This is a genomic window from Paenibacillus agilis (assembly GCF_007786455.1).
GTDB lineage: Bacteria > Bacillota > Bacilli > Paenibacillales > Paenibacillaceae > Paenibacillus_B > Paenibacillus_B agilis.
Map to the genome: position 1 here is coordinate 1,812,320 of NZ_VNJK01000001.1, position 21,103 is coordinate 1,833,422.

Sequence of the window (21,103 nt, forward strand, 5' to 3'; positions counted from 1 at the left end):
CGCATGAAATGGGAACATTGCAATCTATGAACGAAAGGACCTCAAATTCCACCGCCAAATGGAGGATGAGGTCCTTTTTATAGGCTAAATTTTACTGACTTCGGTTTTGAGACGAATATTTTTGTGAAAACAAGATATTCTAACGGAGGCCGTATTAGTCATTGTTTTGAAGCTGAATAAAATGTTGCTGTTGATAATACGCAATATAAATGACTGGAGTTGTATAGACATATGTATAAAAAAGATTCAATAAGTCCAAATGATTCAACAGGTCTAATACCTGAACCAAGACGAAATGAGATTTTATATAAAATAGACCAAAATAACCTTAGAAATATTATTCAAAGTATCCCAGTGCCGGATGACACACAGAATTCAGATGACACCACAACTGCACTACTAGCTTATTACCGATATGTTTTTTTGGTTGTGGGGGATAATCTATACAAATTAGAAACTGTCCCTGAACTCGAAATACTTAAAACAGTTCCAGGTTATAGGGACACTAAACTTATTGCTGGTGCTGATGGTCAGCATATTTTTGTGATTAAAGATGGTAAGCTTATTAAATTGAACTTTGAACTTGAAACTGTTCCTCTTCCCGATGATCCTAATGATCCAGATGGTTCACGTTGGGAAGATGCAAAACTTATGGATGGTTCGGGACAACACCTCTATATTGTAAGAGGTGATGAATTAATTCGGATGAATGCCATAACTAACATAGAAGAGGGAAAAGACACTGGATGGACAGATGCTACTTTATTAACAGCACCTGGTGATTCGTATGTCTATCTTTTTCGAAATGGTGAACTCATTAGGATGAAAGAATTTCCTCTAGAAATGGATGACAAGACCGGAGATTGGGATGGCACTACAGTTTTAGCGGGTTCTGGGAAATCCCTCTATATTGTTAGGGACGGAGAATTAATTTGTCTGCTAGGAAATACTCTTCAACGTGATACAAATGTTGAAGTTGGCTCGGGTGATAATACGACCCTGATGTCCTTTTTTATAAATTACGTCTACCTTGTTAAAGATTTTATAGAAGAACTTGATTAAAACAAATACAGACCTCCCTGTACTTACAGTAAAAATTTTTGAGTATACTGTGGGAATGAATGAATTTTTATGACGAACACTTGAAGCAAATCCCGTGGCTTTTTTTGAAAGGCAAAATACAAGTAATAGGTAAAAGCAGGGCTGATAATAAGATAGTTACTTTTCTTCATCAGCCTTGAGTTGTTCTCGTTTCTTTTTTTGTGAAGGTGTGTAGAGAGAGAGGATATACACAACCCATAAGATTAAATTTAAAATATGTAAGCCATATGATCTACCATCAGAGATTGAATCAATTATACTGTAGATGCTAACGGCTATCCCTGCGGATGCAATAAATTGGGCAAGCAAAAACATATAACGATGTCACCTCACATTTTAGTTAAAGAATGAAGTCCTCGACAGTGCAAGGACTTCATTCTTTTTGTATTAGAGTATTGAATAAGCATTTGCCATTGCATCGTTCAAGTCTTTCCATGCACTATAACCTTGATACGCAGAAGCTATAGCTCCTCCACCAGCAACTATCACCCCAATAGCACCTGCAAATGGTAAAGCTGCTATTCCGGCAATAGCAAGTGCGTAAGCAGTTCCGGCAGTATAGTATGCGCCAACCGCATTATTGGCTTGTGTTGCGTAGAGTTTGAAGTCAGATATCATAGGATTGTTCGTGGTGTTTTTAAGTACATATTTAGCTTTATAAGCATTAGTGACATCTTTTAAATCGAATGATACCGCAGATCCAGTGTATAAGTAGCATTGGGTTGGAGAATCACAATCATAGGAAGTATATTTCCAATGACCTCCAGTGTCAAGAGGAGAAACTTGATCGTTTACTTCAAGAGGTTTAACTATCTCGTTATTGATGTAATTATTTCCTTGTGCATCTTGGGAAAAGATAGTTGTACGAGTTGTAGTAGTAAATTTATCTTTCAAGTCGAAATTATCATTTAGTTCATAGGATATAGTTTCATTAACTGTTGTGTGTTTTGTTCCGTTGGAATCGATAACAGGAGAGCCAATAGTAAACTCTTTTTTCTGTTTACCGACTATGTTCCCGTCGAGGTCAGTATAGTCCTTGTAAACTACATGTGTGTTACCGTTGCTAGACGCTGCTGCTGAAACTGGTACTGCGGCCAACACAATGCATACTACTAAAAGTAATGACAAAACACGAGATAGTGACTTCTTCAAAAATACCATTCCTCTCAAATTAGATATATTCATTGCATAGAGAAGTATATCTTTTCATCTAATGGTGATCCATGGTTCAAAAGGTTTAAAATGGATTTATCGCAATATGGCGCCTTTTGTCGGTTAAGCGTGAATACGTAATCTGTTTTTTTGATGAAAGGATGATAAATAAGAGGGATTGTTGACGACCACATGGTGCATTTCCCATGTTATATTGTAGACATCGAATTAGGCGAGATTGACACGCACGGCTGCTACCAGCAGTGTTAACCGGGGCGTTACTCATCTCGCCTTTTTCATTCAATCAAAACTACGTCTTTGGCTGATCATCATCCTTTCGTTTTCTTTTGAACAGAAATGCAAAGCTGACGGCATAGTAGATTTTGTCAGGGTTCTCAATGCACCACAATAGTAGGCTTGAAACAAAGCTGATGAATTGCATGATGATTTCTTCAAACATATAAATTACCACCTTTATCGAATTTGGATTTAGCTACACCACTTGTGAGAAGCCTGCAGTCCTCTCACCCTAGATATCGAAATAGGGGTTCATTTTGTGGCGAGCTGTTTACGTAGATCAAATATCGATAAATGTTTTGAATTGTGACTCTATTTAGAAAAATAAATTAATAGAGGGTGAACATAATGGAAGGTTTAGCAGATATGGTTTTATCTGAAGGACAGGCAGATGAATACGCCAGATTATTAAATGACTATCCAATATGTCACGATGATGCCATTGCAATTCTAAAGGCCGTAGCAGTTGTCATGTCCCAACGCGGATTCAATGGAACGCAAATGGCAGCTCTTATTTCAGAAATGCAAAGGTAGGGTTATGGTTCGTTGCAAGTAATCGTTTGTATCGAATTAACGAGCTATCAGCAACAAATGAATGATTTTATTGACTATTTAACAAAGGGTGCAATTACACCAACTTGACTCGTATTTTCGGGGCTTTGTAAAATAGTCTTGTACTTACTCCATAGTTACAAAGTACGTATGCTTTTAAAGCAAAGAGCGCAGCAATTTTGCAGCGGACGTTTACGGACGCAAGCCTTTGACCTTAAATCTTTAAATCTCTTAAATCACATATAGCACGTTCTAACCACTCCATAACGGGGTGGTTTTTTTATTGCCACGAAAGGAGCAGTCATATGAGTAAGCAGCGTAAGAAAAACAGAAATAAAGCATCCCCTCAAAAGCAAAAGCAGCAGCAGCCTGTTTTATGTAAAGGATGCGTATGGGGCGAATGGTTGGGTTATAAGCAGATATGTAAGATACCGCGCTGTATTAGAGGTGAATGGAAATGATCGAAACGTTCATTCATGACATGATCCATATGACAGAAGGGCAGAAGCTCATATATTACTGGCCATTATGGTTGGTAATCGTTCTTATAGTTGTAGCAGTACTTGTACACTTGGATACTTGGGGTGATTAACATTACTGGATTCAGGCTCATGAAGGATAGGATAGTAGATTGTAGTAGTTGTAAGGAAGAGTTCGAAGTCAATGCTCTTACGCGTCGGTTGGAAGATGACTCTAACATAGAGGAGACGTATTTCATTTGTCCTCATTGTGGTGGAGAGTTCAACGTTTGTTATAGCGATCCATCTATTAGAGAGCAGCAGCGTAAGTTGAGAGCTTTATATGCTAGGCTGCCAAGAACAAAGACCATGGATGCATTGGACGAACTGAACAAGCGCATCGATGAAGCAAAGGAACAGCTTGGTAAGATGATGGAAGAGCTTAAGCAAACGATCAATCAGAAGCGTACGTAAGGCGTTGATGTATCTGGATGATCTGCACCATTACACCACCCATCAGCGGGGCAAATAGGGGCAAAAGACGGGTCCTTTGGGGGTCTCAAAATAGGTGCGGGTGCGTGCGACCCCGAAATGCCGCTAGTTTTAGTTGAAAATTTTCACTTTCGCTTTCGTTTAGGGCAGCTCAGATCGAAGGCTTTTTTAATTTTTTCTTCATCTAATGCACCGATTTTCAACATAACTAAAATCCATTCAAAAGCGAAAGTGAGGCGGGAAAAGTGTCCAAGGAAAAAGCGAAAGTGGAAAACATCGTTGATACGGAAGTGCAAACGTCTGAATTAGCTGCTATCGTCGGAAAAACTCCTCAGTGGATACGCCAGCTTACGCGGGATGGGGTGTTGAAAAAGTATGGTCGTGGAAAGTATTTGCTAGGCGAATCTATCCAAGCTTATTGCGAACATGTAGCGGGTGGAAAAGAAGAAGACGAGAAGCCACGCCTTATTGATTTTAAGACGGCACTAGAAAAGACAAAGGCTGAGAAGGCAGAACTCGAACTCTTAAGGTTAAAAAATGAATTGCATGTTGCTTCTGACGTTGAAGCGTTGCTGGCTGATCTGATCTTGACTACAAAATCAAGATTGTTAGGCGTGCCTAGTAGAATTGCAACGGAGTGTGAAAATGAAACTGCTGATGTGGTTGAAGCGATTGTTCGACGAGATATCGAGGTTGCGCTGTCTTCTTTGGCGAAGTACACCCCGGACAAGATTGGGGGCGAAATTGGCGATGGTATCTCAAAAGACAATTGAACTATTTGCACAAGCAAATAAGGACTGGGAGCCTAAGCGTAGATTAACAGTGTCCCAGTGGGCTGATGCTAACCGCATCTTGACTACCGAGAGCAGCGCGGAAGCAGGACCGTGGAGAACTGACCGTGCGCCCTATCAACGAGAAATCATGGATTCGATTGAAACGTGGGAAGAAGTCGCTATTATGGCATCGGCTCAAGTCGGGAAAACAGAATTTCTGTTAAATGTGACAGGTTCGTACATCGATCAGGATCCTTGTCCAATAATGCATGTTTTGCCGAACGATTCCTTGATTCAAGCTTACTCAAAAAAACGTCTTACACCAATGATTAATAGCAGTGATGCATTACGGGCGAAGGTCGGGGTATCTAAGTCGCGAGATAGTAGCAACACCATAGAGGATAAGTCGTTCCCAGGTGGGTATGTAACCATCGTTGGAGCGAACGTACCTGCTGACCTATCCTCACGACCAGTTCAAGTTGTCCTTTGTGATGAGGTGGACAGGTTCCCTGTTTCATCAGGAAAAGAAGGAGACCCGATTTCACTAGCTATCGCACGGACGACAACATTTAAACACAAGCGGCGTCATTTGTTCGTTTCAACTCCCGTTGATGCAGAAACATCACGCATTTATGAGCTATACAAGGACAGCTCAATGGAGCAGTGGAACTTGCCTTGTCCTCATTGTGGTGAGTTACAGCCGCTAAAATTTAAAGATCGAATTGTGTTTGAGCATTACGAATCTGAAAGTGGCGAAATTGTTGTAACTAAAGCAGAGTGCCGATGTGAATTTTGTGGATTATTAGGCAGCGAGAAGGATTGGAAGCGGGGCCAAGGCGCATGGATTGCGGCAAAAATACACACAAAGCGGCGGGGCTTTCATATCAACCAATTAGCGAGCCCCTGGTCTGACTGGCGTGAGGTAGCAAAGAAATTCTTGATTGCGAAACGCGAAGGCGTGGACAAGTTAAAAGTTTTCATCAACACCGTTTTAGGCGAGCCTTGGGAAGAAAACAAAACCAAAATCGATGAAACTGTCTTGATGAATCGTCAGGAAACCTATGAATACGATGTGCCTGAAGGTGTAAAAGTGCTCACAGCAGCAGTCGATACACAAAATGACCGTTTTGAAGTTGAAGTTATTGGGTGGGGCGCTGGAAAAGAATCTTGGCGCATCGAATACCACCGTATCTATGGGGACTTACACCAAGATACTGCATGGAATGAGTTAGATGAGTACCTAAAGCGTAGATGGACAGGCTTCGATGGCAAAGAATTTCCGATAGTGGGAGCATTCATAGATTCGGGCGGACACTTCACGAAAGAGGTCTATGAGTTCACGGCACCTCGTAATTCAAGAAAGATTTTTGCAATTAAAGGCCGAGGAATAGGACCTAAGACGGCCAAGTACATACCGTTTATAGCAGGCCACTCGAAAACTCAGTTGCAGAAAGCTACGTTGATATCCCTCGGAGTTGACGACGGAAAAACAAAAGTTATGGACAGTTTGAAAGTTGAAGAACCGGGACCGTTATATTGTCATTTCCCGCGAGAGGAAAAGGGCTATACGCACGAATATTTTCTTGGCTTGCTCTCAGAAGTTCAGAAGAAAAAGCGAATGGACGGAGTCGAGTATAGGACTTGGGTACAAATAAGGGACCGGAACGAGCCGTTTGACTTAGCCGTCTATAATCGTGGTGTAATCGAGCTTTTGAAATTTGACTTGAATAGAATGGCTCCGTATTGTTTCGATCCACAGCGCCAGGTAGTAGCAAGGTCTTCAAATCGACGCCGCGGCACTTCTAGCAGCGTTTAACCTACAATGGGGGTGAAAAAGGAATGGCACTATATACGAAAGAGGTAGCACAGAAGCACTTGGACGCATGGCTTGCGGCTGACTTAGCACTTTCAACATCTCAGTCTTACAAAATAGGGACACATATGCTAACACGTGCGAATGTTGGTGAAGTCAGACGACAAATTAGCTACTGGCAGAATCAAGTGAATCTTGCAAGTGGCAGGCGCAAAAGCAGGATGAGACGCTATGTTCCTATCGATTCATGAATTGGATAGAAAGTGCAATTAGCGCTGTATCGCCAAGATGGGCAGCCAAAAGGGAGCGGGCTCGCTTAGAGGCTTATCAAAATCAAAAACTACTACAGATTGTCAATCAAGGCTATGGAGATCACGGAGCAAGCAGGAGCAAGAAGTCCATGAAAGCATGGAATCCTAGTGCTGGTGATGCAGAAGCTGATATTCACGAAAACCTTGAAGCGCTCAGACCGCGAGCACGTGATCTATTTATGGGTGGTGCTTTATCGAACGGGGCATTAAAAACACTAAGAACAAATGTTATCGGCACGGGGTTGCGTTTAAAGCCATCCTTTGATGCCGATTTTTTGCGTCTAAGTGAGGAAGATGCTAAGAAGTTGAAGCGTCAGATAGAGCGTGAATTTGCTCTATGGGCTGAATCGAAGGATTGTGATGCTGCAGGCATGCACAATTTCTACGAGTTACAGCAACTGGCTTTCTTGTCCAAGATGATGAGCGGTGACGTGTTCGCCTTACTTCCTTTGCTACCACGGAAACACGCTTTGTATGACCTTCGTGTACGCATTCTTGAGGCTGACCGATGCAGTAATCCTCGAAATCTGGATGTTAGCAAATACGGTCGTATCAGCAATGGTGTTGAAGTCGATAAAGACGGCATGGTCTCTGCTTATTGGTTTTCAGACAAGCATCCGGGATCGTATAACCTGAAGCCGATGAAGTGGCAGCGGGTAGAAGTGGTAGGCAAAGAGAGTGGACGCAGAAACGTGCTGCATTTGATGGAGGCAGAACGACCAGAGCAACGCCGGGGTGTTCCAATTCTTGCTCCCGTTATCGAGTCTTTGAAGCAATTAGAGCGGTACACGGAAGCGGAGTTGATGGCAGCTGTCATTAGCGGGATGTTTACAGTATTTATTGAGTCTGAAACTGATGATCCTGATGAGTTCGCTGTCCCTCCAACAGATAATCCGACTGGTGAACCAATACCAACTAGCGACGATGAGCTGCGCCTAGGTAATGGCGCTGTCCAAATTTTGCGCCCTGGCGAGAAGGTGAACATAGCTAATCCTGGTCGTCCAAATGCTCAGTTTGATCCATTTGTAACGTCGATACTTCGGCAAGTTGGGGCGTCACTAGAAGTTCCGTATGAGTTGCTACTTAAGCACTTCACGGCTTCATACTCCGCATCTCGCGCAGCCTTGCTCGAAGCCTGGAAGATGTTCCGCATGCGCCGAGCTTGGATGGCGTGGGACTTTTGTCAGCCGATTTATGAGGAATGGTTTGCAGAAGCAGTAATCAAGGGGCGCATCGATGCGCCGGGCTTCTTCGATGATCCTATCATCTTTAAAGCTTACACTCAGGCGGAATGGCACGGTCCATCTCAAGGGCAGCTTGATCCAGTCAAGGAAGCTAATGCGGCTGTTATTCGTGTTGAAAATGGATTTAGTACAAGGCAGCGTGAAGCTGCTGAGCTGACAGGAACAGAGTACGAATCCAACGTACGCCAGCTTGCTTATGAGAAGGACTTGCGTGAGCAATATGGATTAACCGTTGACAAGAACATCGCGGAGGGGGGTGAAGAAGAAAATGCCGAAGAAGATCAAACTTAACGGACCCGTAATTGGCGACGGCAGCACTTGGTTGTATGACTGGCTCGGGATGCCTTGTATTAGTGCGTCTAAGCTTTCAAAAGAGTTAGATGATGCGCGTGGAGAAGATGTTGAACTCTATGTCAATTCTCCAGGGGGCTCTGTGTCTGCCGGCTCCGAAGTCTATACAATATTGAAAGAGTATACAGGAAAGAAGACGGGAAAAGTTACGGGTTTTGCGGCTAGTGCTGCTTCATTTTTTTTAATGGGTGTTGACGTTCTTATGATGTCGCCGACATCGCAGTTGATGATTCACAATGCTAGTACATGGACTGAAGGGGATAAAAATACTCATTCCAGTAATGTTGAAATGTTAAAAAGCACAGATGTTGCAATAACCAATGCATATCGACTTAAAACAGGCAAGAGTACAGATGAATTACTTGATTTGATGAATAAAACAACTTGGATGAATCCACAAATGGCAGTTGAGTTAGGCTTTGCTGATGGAATCCTTTTCGATGAAACTAACTCACTCATTGCTGTTTCCAACAGCCTGACTAGCGGTGAAATTCCGCCTGATGTAGAAGCAAAACTCCGTGACGTAGTGATTTCAGCAATGCTTAAGGGTGGAGTTGATGTCAAGAGTGGTAGTAATGGAGAGAAAAATCCGTTCGAAGGCTTAGATTTGTCCGCAATTTTTCCAAACATAACAGATTTAACTCAATTAACGAACAGTATTGAGGAATGCAATTCCGATCAAGAACCGGAAACGAAGGAGGAACCGAAGAATATGGATTTGGATCAATTAAAAGCACAGTACCCCGATATCTTCAACGCAGCATTTAAAGAGGGACAAGATGCAGAACGCTCTCGAATCACTGCTCTGAACGCACTAGCTAATTCGCCGGGAGCTGCTGAAATAGTAGCCGCAGCAATCGAGAATGGGACAACAGCGGGTGAAGCGGCTATCAAGATCGTACAAGCTTCAGCGGCAAGAGTTACGGAGCAAGGAGATAAGCGCCTGAAAGACTCACAAAATAGCGGAGCTCATCAAGTCGAATCAGATGAGGCACCTTTGGATCAAAATCAAGATGCTGTTTCTGATGCTGAAGCCGAAGCTATCAAAAGTGAAATCGATAATATGTTAGGAGGTCGTAAGTAATGCCAGCATATCAAAGCGTACCTTATGATAATTTAATCGCGGGTATGGTTCAACCGATAGTCACTCAGTCTATCGTTATTAACCAAGCGGCAGGGGCGAAGTATGACCGAGGAACGGTGTTGGCTCGCACAGGTTTTGAAGTTGATGGTACATGGATATGTACGATTGTTAATTCTGCCGCGACGGCAGCTGAAGCAAAAGTGCCTGTTGGGGTATTGGCTGACGTAGAGGTTGACGCCACATTAACAAAGCAGCGTGCAACGGCTTATACATCAGGTGAGTTTAACCGTGAAGCGCTGAAATTTGGGGGTACGGATTCAATCGCAATCCATGAGGCAGCACTTAACAATGCAAAAATCTATACGAAGCGGGTCGTAAAATAAGGAGGGTTTTACATGGGTATCAAAGATATTTACTCTTTTCCTACACTATTAAAAGTAATCGGGGCACTCCCATCACCCAATACTTATATACTTGATACATTTTTTCAAGATGGCGAAGAGTTTGAAACTGAATATGTAGAAGTTCAAACTGTAAAGGGTAGTAAATCGATAGCGCCGTATGTTTCTGAACTACAACCAGGTAAAGTTATTCTGCGCACAGGATTTACAGCAAATCAATATAAACCAGCATTGATCAAACCAGCTATACCAATAACGTCCATTGACTTGCGAACACGAAGCGCGGGCGAAAGTCTAATTAACCCTATTCCTCCAGAAGTTCGTGCCCGTAGGTTGTTGGCGAAAGATATTATCGATTTGAGAGATGCAATCACGCGTCGATTGATACAGCAAGCTGCGGAATTAATGTTTACTGGTAAAGTAACACAAATCGGTGAAGGTGTTAGCCAAGTAATTGACTATGACTTCACTAACTTTGTTACACTCTCTGGTACTGATTTGTTCAGTAATCCAGCCTCCGATCCAATTAAGTTTTTAACAGAATGGCGTCAAATGATTGTAGATAAAGAAGCATCGACGCCAGACGTTGTATTAACTGACTATAACACTGCGGTATCTATCGTTCGTCATCCTAAAATCCTTGAACTTGCTAAAAATGATGGGCTTGATATTGGTAAAATTGACACTACATTGTTGCCTAGAGGTGTCACTTATCATGGATACTTACGAGATGTGGGGGTTCATATTTACAGTTACACTGGCAAGTACACAAACGATGAGAATAAAGAGGTACCATTCATTCCAGCAGGAACACTTGCAATGCTTTCTAGTCAAGAGAAGTTTTCTATCCATTATGGTGCAAATATTATTATGGATAAGAAAACGGAGGAATTCATGCGAGTCATGGGTAAAATCACGCCGCAAACTTGGGTGACAATTGAGCCAGCACAACGTTGGTTACAGATGCTGTCGCGTCCATTAGCTGTTCCGGCCAATGTGGACGGATGGGTAGTAGCCAAAGTCCTATAGGGGAGGGTATCTAATGACCACAACAACATTAAAAGCTAAATTTATAGTTTCTCATAATGGTAAGAAAAGTGCTCCCGGCGAGCCAATTAGGAATTTAACAGAAGAAGAAGCTCAGCGTTTGATTGATGTGGGCGCAGCCGAGCGACTTGATTTGGATATCATCGACATCACTGATGATGTCGATGTGACTGTGGAGGAGTTTGCTGGCTTGGGAGCTCCTGATCAGAAGAAATACCTTGAGCTTCGTGGCATGGAACCAGCAGGAAAAGCAGAAGATCGCGTGAAGCAATACGAGGATTGGCTGAACAGCGATGTTTAAGAATATCGTTGCTGCAGACATGGCCGTCTTTATCAATCCCGACGAATTTGGCGAGCCCCACAACATAGATGGCAAGATTTACACAGTCGTCGTTGATAACGAGATTATCCATGAGCGGCCATCACTCTCCACATCGGGTAGTAATGATTTTGATGCTCACGGGGTGTATCTGACCAATATTACATTCTTTATTAAGGAAATCGATCTCGGTTATATACCAGTTGAAAACCAACCGATGGAATTTGACGGGCTGCTTTGTACCGTGAGAAAGGTAATTCCAAACGTGGGCATAGTCGAGGTTATGCTTGATTGTAATCAGTCATGATCCGTTTAACACAAACCTTTGATGATTTAATAGGAGTAACCAAAAGCCTGAAGCGCGTTGAGAAAGCTGTGCCGAGGGCTTTTTCTGCTGCCTTAAATCGAACTGCGCCGGGGGTACGAACAGAGGCTGCTAGGAAGATCAAAGAGACTTACAACATCAAGTATGGCACAGTACTTCGTGAGATTCGCGTCATCAAAGCGAATCCTACGAGATTAACAGCGATTCTCCATGCAAGCGGAAGAAACATCCCCCTGATACAGTTTAAAACTACACCCGGCAAGCCCCCGCGAAAACAGCCGCGTATGTTGAGAGCGGCTGTTAAACGAGGTGGAATGAAGAATGTACCTGGTGCATTTGTCGCGAATCTCGGCAAGTATGCACCAGGTGTTTTTATTAGAACAGGCCCGGCTCGTCGTGCGAAAGTTGAGCAGCTTCATGGTCCATCAATCCCTAGTATGTTAGGGGAGCCAGGAGTTGTCGAGCATATGCAGGATGAATCAAAGCGTAGAATGGGTGAACGCCTAGATCATGAGATGAAGCGGGTTTTTGAAAGGATGAAGTAGAATGACAGCGCCATTGTTAGTAAAGGCACTGAACGATTATCTTCGATTGGAATTATCTAATTATGCTGCCGTTCAAGGCAAAGACGGCACATTCAAACCGCCCAACATCTTTGATTGGTCAACGCCTTTCAAAGATCCTAAGCCCGACCCAGCCAACGTGAAAAAGGACGACTTTCCGTATGTGTTTGTCCGGGCATTGAGCGGAATTGAAAGCGGTCCAGAAGCAGGCATTCTATCATCTAAAATCGATGTGCTGATTACTTTCGGTGTATACAGCATATCGGATGACAAATCCTCGCAGCTATCTGCCGACGGAGCATATGACCTTATCAATTTAATGGAACGTGTAAAAATAGCTCTACTTAGGCAGGGGATTATCGATAGACGATATGAACTAAGCATGCCGTATAAATGGGAAATTCCAGACGAACAAGCTTATCCAATGTGGTTCGGACAAGCGTTCACTACATGGAATTGTCAAGGCGTAATTCCAGAACGAGGAGTTGAGATAATTCATGGCATTTAAACATGGTGTGTATGTAAACGAATTGGAAGTAAAACAGACCGTACAGAATAGTTTGAAGTCATCTGTAACGGTCTTTTATGTAACAGCTCCGTTGGGTCCAGTGCAGACGCCAGTGGTAATAAAGTCCTTTGATGAAGGCGTAAAGGTGTTTGGTTATTCGAAGGACTTTGAAACTTATACGGTGTCAGAGTGCTTGCAATCTCACTTTGGGTTATATGGGCAATCGCACGCTATCTTCATAAACGTAGCTGATAAAGCAGTGCATAAAAAAGCTACGACAGGCACCTTGGATATAGCTGAAAATGTAACGGTTACTGATATCGAGTACCCGAACATCGAAAGCGTAAAAATCAAGAAAGGTACAGCCGATCTTGTGAAAGGTACCGACTATTCAGCTGAACTCAACAAGGACGGAAAGCTTGTCATTACGATTCTTGCGGGCAGTTCCGTCACTCTTCCAACGACGGGCCTTGCACTGTCTTATGACGTGTTTGATCCGACAAAAGTTAAAGGTACTGACTTTATTGGTGCCGTGGATGCCACAACGGGCAAGCGTACTGGCTTTGAATTATTCGATACGATCGTTCCGAAATTACACCTTGTTCCTAGCGTGGTGCTGGCTCCTAAGTTTTCTGTAGATGCAGCCGTCGCAACGGCGATGAGAGTAAAATCGCAAAAGATCAACGGTCTTTTTAAGGCCATAACGCTTGTAGACGTTGACTCCAAAACAATTAAGACACGTCAAAAGGCTATTGAGTCCAAGCCAGTCGGAGACCCAGGACAATTGTTGTACTGGCCGAAAGTCATGAAGAGCGGTCTCATATATCATATGAGCACCCATATGGCGGGTGTAATTAGTCAGATGGACTTGAGCAACCAAGGAATTCCGTACACTTCGCCATCAAATAGAAGCGCCAATATTGATGGACTTGTGCTTGCAGATGGAACGCCTGTAGATCTCGGGATTGACGAAGCCAACGAGCTTAACGGAGCGGGCATCTCGACGATGTTGTCGTTCATTGGCGGCCAGAGAGCGTGGGGTAATCGCACATCTATTTTCCCGGACTCAAATGTAACAAGCATGAAAGATGTCTTCATCCACGCAAAGCGGATGATGTTTTGGATTGGAAACCGTCTTATAACTGAGACTTGGGCAAATGTGGACGCGAACATCACTCGTCGTTTTATTGAGATGGTGGTCTCCAAGCACAACATGTATTTCAACAGCCTCGTTTCCATGGGGGCAATTATTGGCGGAGAATGCACGTTTAGTACTGATAGCAATCCGGCGTCACAAATTATCGAAGGCAAGATTCGTTTCCATGTAAGAGTCGGCTTCCCTGGTATCGGTGAAAATATTCAATTTGATTTTGAATTTGACACAGCGTATATCCAAGCGCTTGAATTGGCGGCATAGAAAGGAGAGGAAATCATGAGTCTTACACGGATCGATGAAAAAGTAATTCAGTATACCGTTTGGTTGAATGGGAATACGCATCTGGGGACAGCACTTGTGCAATTACCAGAAATTAAGATGCCAACGGAAAGTCTAAAAGGGGCCGGAATTGCTGGTGTAATTGAATCCACCACACCTGGGTATTTTGAACCTATGACACTTACAATGAACTGGCGTACAACGTCAACACAAGAGGCGACAAGGTTACTAGCACCTAATTCGCATTTCATTGTGCTTAGAGCGGCCATTCAAGTTTTCGATAAGGTTGCACAGGAGACGCTAGAAGTCGGTAAAACAGTTACATTCCGAGCAACTACTATAAGCCATGCTCTTGGTAAAGTTGAAGGAGCTTCAGCAATGGATGGAAATACTGTTATGTCCTGTAGTTACCTCAAAAACGAGGAAGACAGCCGCGTGCTATACGAAATAGACCAGCTCAATTCTATTTACAATGTCAATGGCAAAGATTATCTTGCCCGTCGTCGCAGCATTTTGGGCTTATAGGGGGCTGATTTGATGAGTACAGTAATAAATTATGACCTCCGTTCTCCTGTTAAGCTTAATGGAGAAAGGATTGAAAAAGTAAGCCTTGATTTTGATTCATTGACGGCTGCTGATTTAATTGAAATCGACAACATATTTACTAGAGCCAATGAATCTACCACCATAGATCAGGCACTTGCTGTGAGGGAGTATTCAAAGCATTATCAAATACTTACAGCAGCGAGAGCAGCAGGATTGCCGTTTGAATTTGCTGATAAAGTCAAGGGCAAGGATTTTGTAGTACTAACAGTAAATGCTCAGAATTTTTTTTTAGGATAGGTATAGGTTTAAACGCGCGGCAGCTCATGAGAGCTGTCGCTTTTTTGTGTAGGGAGACTTACACACCTGCAACATTCTTTCTCGGGCTCACCATTAGGGAGCTTTCCGACTGGCATGAGGTCATCAAAGAGGGGAGGGGGGTTGAATGACAAGGGAATACGAAGTTGAGTTTAAGCTGTCAGGCGTGTTGGAATCTACGTTTAAACGAACTATAACCGGAGCTTCTAACGACATGCGTGATTTGTATAATGACGCAAAGAAATTACATCAGAGTCCTGGTCCAGCAAAAACTACGCGATCTGTCAGAGATGACTTGATACGCACTCAAAAAGAGATGCGCGAAACGAATGGAATATTTGGTCAGATGCAAGGGGCGCTTGGTCGTACCTTCCTTCCTCTCTCGGTGGGTTTAGGTGCTGGAGCGCTTGCGCTTGATTCCTTTAAAAAGTCAATGAACTTCGAAGCGCAGCTTGATTCAATACAAGCCTTGGGTGGGCTCGCTAGTCATGAAATGAAAAAAATTAATGACTTGGCGATGCAAATGGGTTCTCAGACTAAGTACTCTGCTTTAGAAGCAGCCGCGGGTATGGAAGAGCTAATAAAAGCGGGGATGACCGTCGACCAAGTGATGGGCGGAGGATTAGAAGCATCACTTAATTTGGCAACAGCTGGCGGCCTAGAATTGGCTGAAGCTGCTGAAATAATGAGCACTGCAATGAATGCATATAAGCGAGATGCTATGTCAGCCGCAGAGGCATCCAACATATTAGCGGGAACGGCCAACGCATCGGCAACCAGTGTCCAGGAGATGCGATACTCACTCTCTGCGGTCTCCGCGGTTGCTTCTGGTGTGGGACAGTCGTTTCGAGATACGAACATCGCAATCGGGCTATTTGCCAATAATGGCCTTAAAGGTTCCGATGCTGGTACTTCCCTGAAAACAATGCTTCTTAACTTACTGCCATCAACAAAGGCTCAATACAACGAGTTTGAACGACTCGGTTTGATGACATACGACACCAACAAAGCCATGCAGTACTTGAGTAAAAATGGGGTCAAGGTTGCATCGAAGTCGTTTGAAGATGTCGACAAGGCGTTACGACAATATGCCGCCACGCAAGCGGGAGCTAAGTTAGGATCAGACAAAGCGCATGACGAGTATACCAAGCTTGCCATGCAAACGGGAGCAATGTCATCTGCGTTTTATGATGCCAAAGGCTCGCTTCATAACTTGGACGTTATTGCTGGAACTCTTAAGAAGAGTCTGACTGGTTTGAATGATGCCCAGAGGCAGATGGCATTGGAAATAATGTTTGGTACAGATGCGATTCGTGCGGCAAACATTCTTTACAAGGAAGGTGCCGAAGGCGTTAAGAAATTTAATGGCGAGATGTCCAAGGTTACGGCGTTGGATGTCGCAAAAGCCAAAATGGACAATGCTAAGGGTGCGCTTGAACAGTTTAATGGTGCGATGGAGACATTGCAGATCGCATTGTTAGAGCCAACGCTTCCATTGATCAAAAAGACGGCACTCGCAGCCGCAGAAGCAGCGGAAGATTTCAAAAAATGGCTCGATACTGACCAAGCTAAGGCGTGGGGCGAAGTAATAATGCCTATCCTTGAGGCACTTCCTGAACTAGCAATGGCAGCTGCGTCTGCTTTCGCAGGGTTCAAAATCGTAAGTGCAATAAGCAGTACTGTAGAATTCGCCAAAGGTCTTAAGCAGGTGACGGTAGCCGGCACGGGTGCGACTGACGGAATTGGAATGCTAGGTAGAGCTGCCGCATTTTTAACTAATCCAATCGGACTCGCAGTGGGGGCAGTTGGGTTACTGGGGGCGGGGTTATACACATATAGTCGTGCCCAAGAAAAAGCTAGACAAGAACTTTTGAACATGAAAGAGACGCTCGAAACTGCCTTCTCCAATTATCAGGATGTCGAAAGACAAGCTAAAGAAACGAAGGAGTTAGCCGCTGAGTACGATCGATTAACTGGCAAAATTAATGATTCCAAGACCCCTGCAAATGAGTTGACTGAAGCACGACGGAAGCTAAAGGTAGTTGAACAGCAATTAATAGAATTAAATCCTGAGATTTTGAAAGCTGAAGATGCGAAGAGCGGGAAGTTCCGCGAGCAAATAGAACTGGCTGAAAAACTAAAGAGTACCAAGTTAGAGTCAGCTAAGCGTGATCTAGAGCATACGATCATAAACGAAAAAGAAAAGTTGCCCGAGCTGCAAAGTGAATACGAGAAACTCGGTGGGGATAAAGAGTTTTACAACAGATCCTACTACCGATATAAAGACTCTTATGTTAAATTCAATGATTATTCAAGTCGTCAAAAATCAATTTCGGAGGATCCGAGTCTCAGTGATGAGCAGAAGAAAGCAAAGCTAGATGCTCTTAGTAACGAGATTGAGAACGAGACAGGCAAAAAATTCTCCGGTTATGACAAGTGGGGGCAGTTGGAGAAAACAGTTGCCAGCACTAAAGAAAAACTTGAGTACAACCATAAGATGCTCCTGAAAACAGAAGAGGAACTGGGGAAAGCGGAATCTGGAATTCAAAGTCTGTATGACAAACAGGTGGAATTGATTGAGCTTAACCTCGGAGGATCTATTGAGGAGCAGGCAAAAAAATATAAAAATATGACGGACGAACAAAAAAAGCTTTTTGATGAATCGCTTGAAAAGCTCGCTCGGCTTAATGTCGAGATGGAATTGATTCCTACCGAGAAAAAGGTTGATATCCAGTTTGTATATCAAGAAATAGGCAAGCCGATGCCGAATCTGGAACAATACAACGGATTCATTCCAAAATTAAAAATGCCTGGCGTTACTAAATACGCAAAAGGCGATATTGTCAGCGGAGCGCACTTTGGTATTTACGGCGAAGCAGGACCCGAAGCATTTATCCCGATCAATAATAAACCGCGTTCTCATGCCTTGCTCCAGCAGACAAACAAGATGATGGGATACACAGCTACACCTTCTGGTGCAGCTTCTTCAGGATCCGGAACTGAGCCAATTGTCGTCAAGATTGAGAGCAACCCAACTGTAGTCGTGCAAGGAAATGCAGATAGCAATACAGTGGCGGCCATAAAGGATGCAGTGAAGCAGGAAGCGGAACGGATATATAGCCAACTCCCAAAAATAATGGCCGATGTTTATAGGCAGCAAGCGAGGTTGAGTTTCAATGGATCGAGCTAATTACACAACCGTCCAAGGAGATACATGGGATATCATTGCGTACAAGCAATATGGAAACGAGTCTTTGTTTCCCTTGCTGATTAACGCGAATCCCCAGCATGCAACAAAGGTCAGGTTTGACGCGGGAGTTACCTTGTTTGTTCCGGCAGCTCCTGAAGAGATTTCGGAAGACTTGCCGCCGTGGAAGAGGTGAATTATGAGGCGAGTTATGCTTCATGTTAACTACAATGGAAAGAAAATGGACAAGAGTTTTATGGACCACGTTTTAGACTTTTCTTACACAGACTCGGGTAGTGGTGAGCTCGATGATTTATCGCTTCGTTTATCGGATAAGGATCGTAAGTTCCAGGCTTCATGGATGCCTGCTGAGGGTGATGTCATCAGCGCCGCCATAGAAGTGTTTGACTGGCAGCGAGAGGGGCAATCGAAGAAGTACAATTGTGGCAGCTTTCATGTGGATGAGCTTACTTTCTCTGGCGTCCCCGACGAAGTGAGTGTGCGAGCTGCTTCATTCCCGGTGTCTTCGACTGCGCGCCAGGAGCGGCGAACAAAGGTATGGGAAAAGGTGAAGCTCTCCACGATAGCGGGAGAGATCGCGCGGCGTGCGAAGCTTAAACTCGCTAACGAGGTGGACATTGACCCTTCTTACGACAGGATTGAGCAAATGGACAAGTCTGACTTCTCGTTCTTGCTGGAGCTGACTAAGCAAGAAGGAATTGCTTGCAAGGTGGTAAGCGGGCAGCTTGTTCTCTTCGATGAATCCAAGTTTGAACGAGGCAAATCAGTGGCTACATTCGAACGAGGAAAGTCCAACATTCTTGATTATAGCTTTTCGTGGTCTGCAGCAAATTGTGCGTATCGAGCTTGCGAGGTTACTTACGAGGAAGTCGATAAAAAGAAGACCAGCAAAGCAACATATACACCGCCCGGCGCACCATCGACCGGGCCTGTTTTGCGTGTCCAGGAAAGTGCCAAGTCACAAGCGGACGCTCTCCGTATCGGCAAGAACCGGCTGCGCGAAAAAAACAAGCAGGCAAATCTAGCAACCATGACGATTGTCGGTGACGTTCGTATTGCTGCTGGCGTAATTATAACTATTAAAGGTTTTGGTAGATTTGACGGCAAGTATATTGTGGACAAGGCTAACCATACAGTTGGTGGCGGCGGCTACAATACTAGAATGGATTTGAGAAAAATATTGGGGTGGTAGTATGAGCGCAATACGGGTGGGCGTAGTATCATCGGTGCATCCCGAGCAGGCTGCCGTGCGTGTTACATTCGCGGGACGTGACGATATGGTAAGTGATATGCTGCCCGTATTGGTGCAGCACGGAACATATTCGCTCCCATCAGTTGGGGACAGCGTTTTATGTTTATTTTTGCCCAATTCCAATAGTGGTTTTTGTGTTGGAACTTACTACGTGGCAAGCGAAACAAAACCGCTTAGTAAAGACGGATCGCAAGCGACTTGGCTTGATAATCCCATGATTAACAGCACGATTGGATTTCGGGCGCCTAATAGTAATCAAAAAAATGCGCCCTATAATTTCGCAGTAGTGGAGGGGCAGCGCGGCGGAGTTGAATACACCGAGATATGGATTTTAGTCAACGCCTGGTATGACTACGATACCAAGCGCTTTAAACGCGTAAATGTCGATAACTTCAGCTTTGGATGGCAACTCCAGGGCGGCGGCACTTACCCCGGCGAGGAGACGATCGGTGACTTCATCAATCAGGGTGTGAATTTGTGGAAAGCGAATGGGAAAAAGGCATACGCTGTCGGTGATCCGATGCGCGATCAAACGGGTGAGGATATTGGGGTGCAGCTCCCAGATGGTACATGGCGTGAATATGGCGTCATGTTAGGGTGGAATAACCACTTCATGTGCGATTCCTACGGTGGGATGACCATCGGTGGAGCTGGCTTTGAAATTGACGGTGCAGGGATTTCGCCGTTTAATCGTGTATCGTTGGGGCGCTTTAGCGGCAAGAGTGAAAACCCTGATAGACCTGTGCAGGAGTATGGCTACTTGTACAATGCAATGTTATGGAATACCCAACATGGATTGTGGAATAAGGATGAGGACCAACTACCTGGCTATTACTATGGGATGCAAAGTCCGATTAACTATTTCGCACATGGCACCTTCGATCCGTGGAGCAATAGAGCGGATTTAGACAAGTGCGAGTTTGTATTCAAGCGCTTGGGAAGTTTCGTCCGTCCATATGTGGAGAATTGGCAGTCGTTGCTTCGCATTAATCAAGACGGTGTTACAACACTAGCATCATTTGAGGAGTTAGAAAGAAAGACTCTCGACATCAATCCACAGGCTCAGGACTTTATCATTATTCCGTTTCCTGATGCAACCTGGAATAAGAGCAATATGGAGGTAGTATTTTTACAAGGCAAGACAGACTATTACGATGAGCCTCTAAAGGACAGGGAACATCGTTGGACTGTAGAAGGTTTGCGTATCAAGCTGAATTTCACGTACTACAGAAATGTAAAAGTGACTATCCGTAAACTAAAAAAAACCGAGATGGAGATTCATCCGCGGAAGGGTATTTCTGTTGATGGAAAATCAATTTATAAGAAGACGACTTTGAAAGTTGACTTCTTGGCGGGCTCAACAGATTTCAATGTTAATTTCCCTGATAATACATGGACTCCAGATAACACCGTAATTCTGGCCGTGATCGGAAAACTAGCAGACGGTAGTAGTCGGCAGCTTACAATTAACGCTACCATTACTCCAAGCGGGGTCTATGGTGCGTTAGGCTCAAACGAGTATGTATCGGCAAAAATCGTGTTGGATCGGTGTTAGG

23 protein-coding genes are annotated in these 21,103 nt (G+C 44.0%); 22 read left to right on the forward strand and 1 reads right to left on the reverse strand.

Translation table 11 applies throughout. The annotated features are described in order from the left end of the window. The first annotated feature begins 231 nt into the window (after positions 1–231). Complete coding sequence (locus FPZ44_RS08155) at positions 232–1,062, forward strand: hypothetical protein (protein ID WP_144989118.1); 831 nt, start codon at positions 232–234, stop codon at positions 1,060–1,062. A 426-nt stretch (positions 1,063–1,488) separates the two neighbouring features. On the opposite strand, the gene FPZ44_RS08160 is transcribed toward FPZ44_RS08155, so the two are convergent. Continuing rightward, entirely contained in the window at positions 1,489–2,253 is a 765-nt protein-coding gene (locus FPZ44_RS08160) for a hypothetical protein (RefSeq protein WP_144989120.1), read from the reverse strand. Positions 2,254–2,898: 645 nt separating this feature from the next. Here FPZ44_RS08160 and FPZ44_RS08165 point away from each other — a divergent pair. The 21 genes from FPZ44_RS08165 (at position 2,899) to FPZ44_RS08255 (ending at position 21,102) form a co-directional block, all read left to right on the forward strand. Further along, positions 2,899–3,084 (forward strand): hypothetical protein, encoded by a 186-nt coding sequence (locus FPZ44_RS08165; protein WP_144989122.1) that lies wholly within the window; start codon positions 2,899–2,901, stop codon positions 3,082–3,084. Positions 3,085–3,559: 475 nt separating this feature from the next. After that, positions 3,560–3,694 carry a hypothetical protein gene (locus FPZ44_RS26800; protein WP_261378248.1) on the forward strand — a complete coding sequence of 45 codons (135 nt, stop codon included), beginning with the start codon at positions 3,560–3,562 and terminating at the stop codon, positions 3,692–3,694. A gap of 19 nt (positions 3,695–3,713) precedes the next feature. Next, complete coding sequence (locus FPZ44_RS08170) at positions 3,714–4,034, forward strand: FmdB family zinc ribbon protein (protein WP_144989124.1); 321 nt, start codon at positions 3,714–3,716, stop codon at positions 4,032–4,034. 263 nt (positions 4,035–4,297) lie between these two features. After that, complete coding sequence (locus FPZ44_RS26410) at positions 4,298–4,825, forward strand: hypothetical protein (RefSeq protein ID WP_186785962.1); 528 nt, start codon at positions 4,298–4,300, stop codon at positions 4,823–4,825. Continuing rightward, on the forward strand, positions 4,803–6,641 hold the full coding sequence (locus FPZ44_RS08175; protein WP_186785963.1) for a phage terminase large subunit family protein: 1,839 nt from the start codon (positions 4,803–4,805) through the stop codon (positions 6,639–6,641). Before FPZ44_RS26410 ends, FPZ44_RS08175 begins: the two co-directional genes overlap by 23 nt. A gap of 23 nt (positions 6,642–6,664) precedes the next feature. After that, positions 6,665–6,889 (forward strand): DUF6148 family protein, encoded by a 225-nt coding sequence (locus FPZ44_RS08180; protein ID WP_144989128.1) that lies wholly within the window; start codon positions 6,665–6,667, stop codon positions 6,887–6,889. Between the two features lie 149 nt (positions 6,890–7,038). Then, a complete protein-coding gene (locus FPZ44_RS08185; protein WP_261378249.1) occupies positions 7,039–8,484 on the forward strand; it encodes a phage portal protein in 1,446 nt (481 codons plus the stop codon). Beyond that, entirely contained in the window at positions 8,462–9,628 is a 1,167-nt protein-coding gene (locus tag FPZ44_RS08190) for a head maturation protease, ClpP-related (protein WP_144989132.1), read from the forward strand. The genes FPZ44_RS08185 and FPZ44_RS08190 overlap by 23 nt, the downstream gene beginning before the upstream one ends. Continuing rightward, positions 9,628–10,011 carry a head decoration protein gene (locus FPZ44_RS08195; RefSeq protein WP_144989134.1) on the forward strand — a complete coding sequence of 128 codons (384 nt, stop codon included), beginning with the start codon at positions 9,628–9,630 and terminating at the stop codon, positions 10,009–10,011. Before FPZ44_RS08190 ends, FPZ44_RS08195 begins: the two co-directional genes overlap by 1 nt. Before the next feature lie 12 nt (positions 10,012–10,023). Beyond that, on the forward strand, positions 10,024–11,058 hold the full coding sequence (locus tag FPZ44_RS08200; protein ID WP_144989136.1) for a major capsid protein: 1,035 nt from the start codon (positions 10,024–10,026) through the stop codon (positions 11,056–11,058). Between the two features lie 13 nt (positions 11,059–11,071). Next, positions 11,072–11,377, forward strand: a complete 306-nt coding sequence (locus tag FPZ44_RS08205; protein WP_144989138.1) for a hypothetical protein — start codon at positions 11,072–11,074, stop codon at positions 11,375–11,377. Continuing rightward, positions 11,370–11,702 carry a hypothetical protein gene (locus FPZ44_RS08210; protein WP_144989140.1) on the forward strand — a complete coding sequence of 111 codons (333 nt, stop codon included), beginning with the start codon at positions 11,370–11,372 and terminating at the stop codon, positions 11,700–11,702. The genes FPZ44_RS08205 and FPZ44_RS08210 overlap by 8 nt, the downstream gene beginning before the upstream one ends. Beyond that, positions 11,699–12,265, forward strand: a complete 567-nt coding sequence (locus tag FPZ44_RS08215; RefSeq protein ID WP_144989142.1) for a phage tail protein — start codon at positions 11,699–11,701, stop codon at positions 12,263–12,265. Before FPZ44_RS08210 ends, FPZ44_RS08215 begins: the two co-directional genes overlap by 4 nt. A gap of 1 nt (position 12,266) precedes the next feature. Then, positions 12,267–12,791, forward strand: coding sequence for a hypothetical protein (locus tag FPZ44_RS08220; protein ID WP_144989144.1), 525 nt, complete (start codon positions 12,267–12,269; stop codon positions 12,789–12,791). Further along, complete coding sequence (locus FPZ44_RS08225; protein WP_144989146.1) at positions 12,781–14,208, forward strand: phage tail sheath family protein; 1,428 nt, start codon at positions 12,781–12,783, stop codon at positions 14,206–14,208. Before FPZ44_RS08220 ends, FPZ44_RS08225 begins: the two co-directional genes overlap by 11 nt. A 15-nt stretch (positions 14,209–14,223) precedes the next feature. After that, positions 14,224–14,751 (forward strand): phage major tail tube protein, encoded by a 528-nt coding sequence (locus FPZ44_RS08230; protein ID WP_144989148.1) that lies wholly within the window; start codon positions 14,224–14,226, stop codon positions 14,749–14,751. Between the two features lie 12 nt (positions 14,752–14,763). Then, complete coding sequence (locus FPZ44_RS08235; RefSeq protein WP_144989150.1) at positions 14,764–15,069, forward strand: hypothetical protein; 306 nt, start codon at positions 14,764–14,766, stop codon at positions 15,067–15,069. Positions 15,070–15,214: 145 nt separating this feature from the next. Further along, the gene (locus tag FPZ44_RS08240) at positions 15,215–18,277 is read left to right on the forward strand and encodes a phage tail tape measure protein (protein WP_144989152.1); all 3,063 of its coding nucleotides are present in this window, start codon (positions 15,215–15,217) and stop codon (positions 18,275–18,277) included. Further along, the gene (locus tag FPZ44_RS08245; protein ID WP_144989154.1) at positions 18,264–18,470 is read left to right on the forward strand and encodes a tail protein X; all 207 of its coding nucleotides are present in this window, start codon (positions 18,264–18,266) and stop codon (positions 18,468–18,470) included. The genes FPZ44_RS08240 and FPZ44_RS08245 overlap by 14 nt, the downstream gene beginning before the upstream one ends. Positions 18,471–18,473: 3 nt before the next feature. Next, positions 18,474–19,487 carry a phage late control D family protein gene (locus tag FPZ44_RS08250; RefSeq protein ID WP_144989156.1) on the forward strand — a complete coding sequence of 338 codons (1,014 nt, stop codon included), beginning with the start codon at positions 18,474–18,476 and terminating at the stop codon, positions 19,485–19,487. Between the two features lie 55 nt (positions 19,488–19,542). Further along, on the forward strand, positions 19,543–21,102 hold the full coding sequence (locus tag FPZ44_RS08255; protein WP_144989158.1) for a hypothetical protein: 1,560 nt from the start codon (positions 19,543–19,545) through the stop codon (positions 21,100–21,102). Position 21,103: the final 1 nt, after the last annotated feature.

Excerpts from the sequence above, each read along its gene's own strand:
- FPZ44_RS08155 (WP_144989118.1), top strand. The coding sequence starts at position 232 with ATGTATAAAAAAGATTCAATAAGTCCAAATGATTCAACAGGTCTAATA.
- FPZ44_RS08165 (WP_144989122.1), top strand. The coding sequence starts at position 2,899 with ATGGAAGGTTTAGCAGATATGGTTTTATCTGAAGGACAGGCAGATGAA.
- FPZ44_RS26800 (WP_261378248.1), top strand. The coding sequence starts at position 3,560 with ATGATCGAAACGTTCATTCATGACATGATCCATATGACAGAAGGGCAG.
- FPZ44_RS08170 (WP_144989124.1), top strand. The coding sequence starts at position 3,714 with ATGAAGGATAGGATAGTAGATTGTAGTAGTTGTAAGGAAGAGTTCGAA.
- FPZ44_RS08175 (WP_186785963.1), top strand. The coding sequence starts at position 4,803 with ATGGTATCTCAAAAGACAATTGAACTATTTGCACAAGCAAATAAGGAC.
- FPZ44_RS08180 (WP_144989128.1), top strand. The coding sequence starts at position 6,665 with ATGGCACTATATACGAAAGAGGTAGCACAGAAGCACTTGGACGCATGG.
- FPZ44_RS08185 (WP_261378249.1), top strand. The coding sequence starts at position 7,039 with ATGAAAGCATGGAATCCTAGTGCTGGTGATGCAGAAGCTGATATTCAC.
- FPZ44_RS08190 (WP_144989132.1), top strand. The coding sequence starts at position 8,462 with ATGCCGAAGAAGATCAAACTTAACGGACCCGTAATTGGCGACGGCAGC.
- FPZ44_RS08195 (WP_144989134.1), top strand. The coding sequence starts at position 9,628 with ATGCCAGCATATCAAAGCGTACCTTATGATAATTTAATCGCGGGTATG.
- FPZ44_RS08200 (WP_144989136.1), top strand. The coding sequence starts at position 10,024 with ATGGGTATCAAAGATATTTACTCTTTTCCTACACTATTAAAAGTAATC.
- FPZ44_RS08205 (WP_144989138.1), top strand. The coding sequence starts at position 11,072 with ATGACCACAACAACATTAAAAGCTAAATTTATAGTTTCTCATAATGGT.
- FPZ44_RS08210 (WP_144989140.1), top strand. The coding sequence starts at position 11,370 with ATGTTTAAGAATATCGTTGCTGCAGACATGGCCGTCTTTATCAATCCC.
- FPZ44_RS08215 (WP_144989142.1), top strand. The coding sequence starts at position 11,699 with ATGATCCGTTTAACACAAACCTTTGATGATTTAATAGGAGTAACCAAA.
- FPZ44_RS08220 (WP_144989144.1), top strand. The coding sequence starts at position 12,267 with ATGACAGCGCCATTGTTAGTAAAGGCACTGAACGATTATCTTCGATTG.
- FPZ44_RS08225 (WP_144989146.1), top strand. The coding sequence starts at position 12,781 with ATGGCATTTAAACATGGTGTGTATGTAAACGAATTGGAAGTAAAACAG.
- FPZ44_RS08230 (WP_144989148.1), top strand. The coding sequence starts at position 14,224 with ATGAGTCTTACACGGATCGATGAAAAAGTAATTCAGTATACCGTTTGG.
- FPZ44_RS08235 (WP_144989150.1), top strand. The coding sequence starts at position 14,764 with ATGAGTACAGTAATAAATTATGACCTCCGTTCTCCTGTTAAGCTTAAT.
- FPZ44_RS08240 (WP_144989152.1), top strand. The coding sequence starts at position 15,215 with ATGACAAGGGAATACGAAGTTGAGTTTAAGCTGTCAGGCGTGTTGGAA.
- FPZ44_RS08245 (WP_144989154.1), top strand. The coding sequence starts at position 18,264 with ATGGATCGAGCTAATTACACAACCGTCCAAGGAGATACATGGGATATC.
- FPZ44_RS08250 (WP_144989156.1), top strand. The coding sequence starts at position 18,474 with ATGAGGCGAGTTATGCTTCATGTTAACTACAATGGAAAGAAAATGGAC.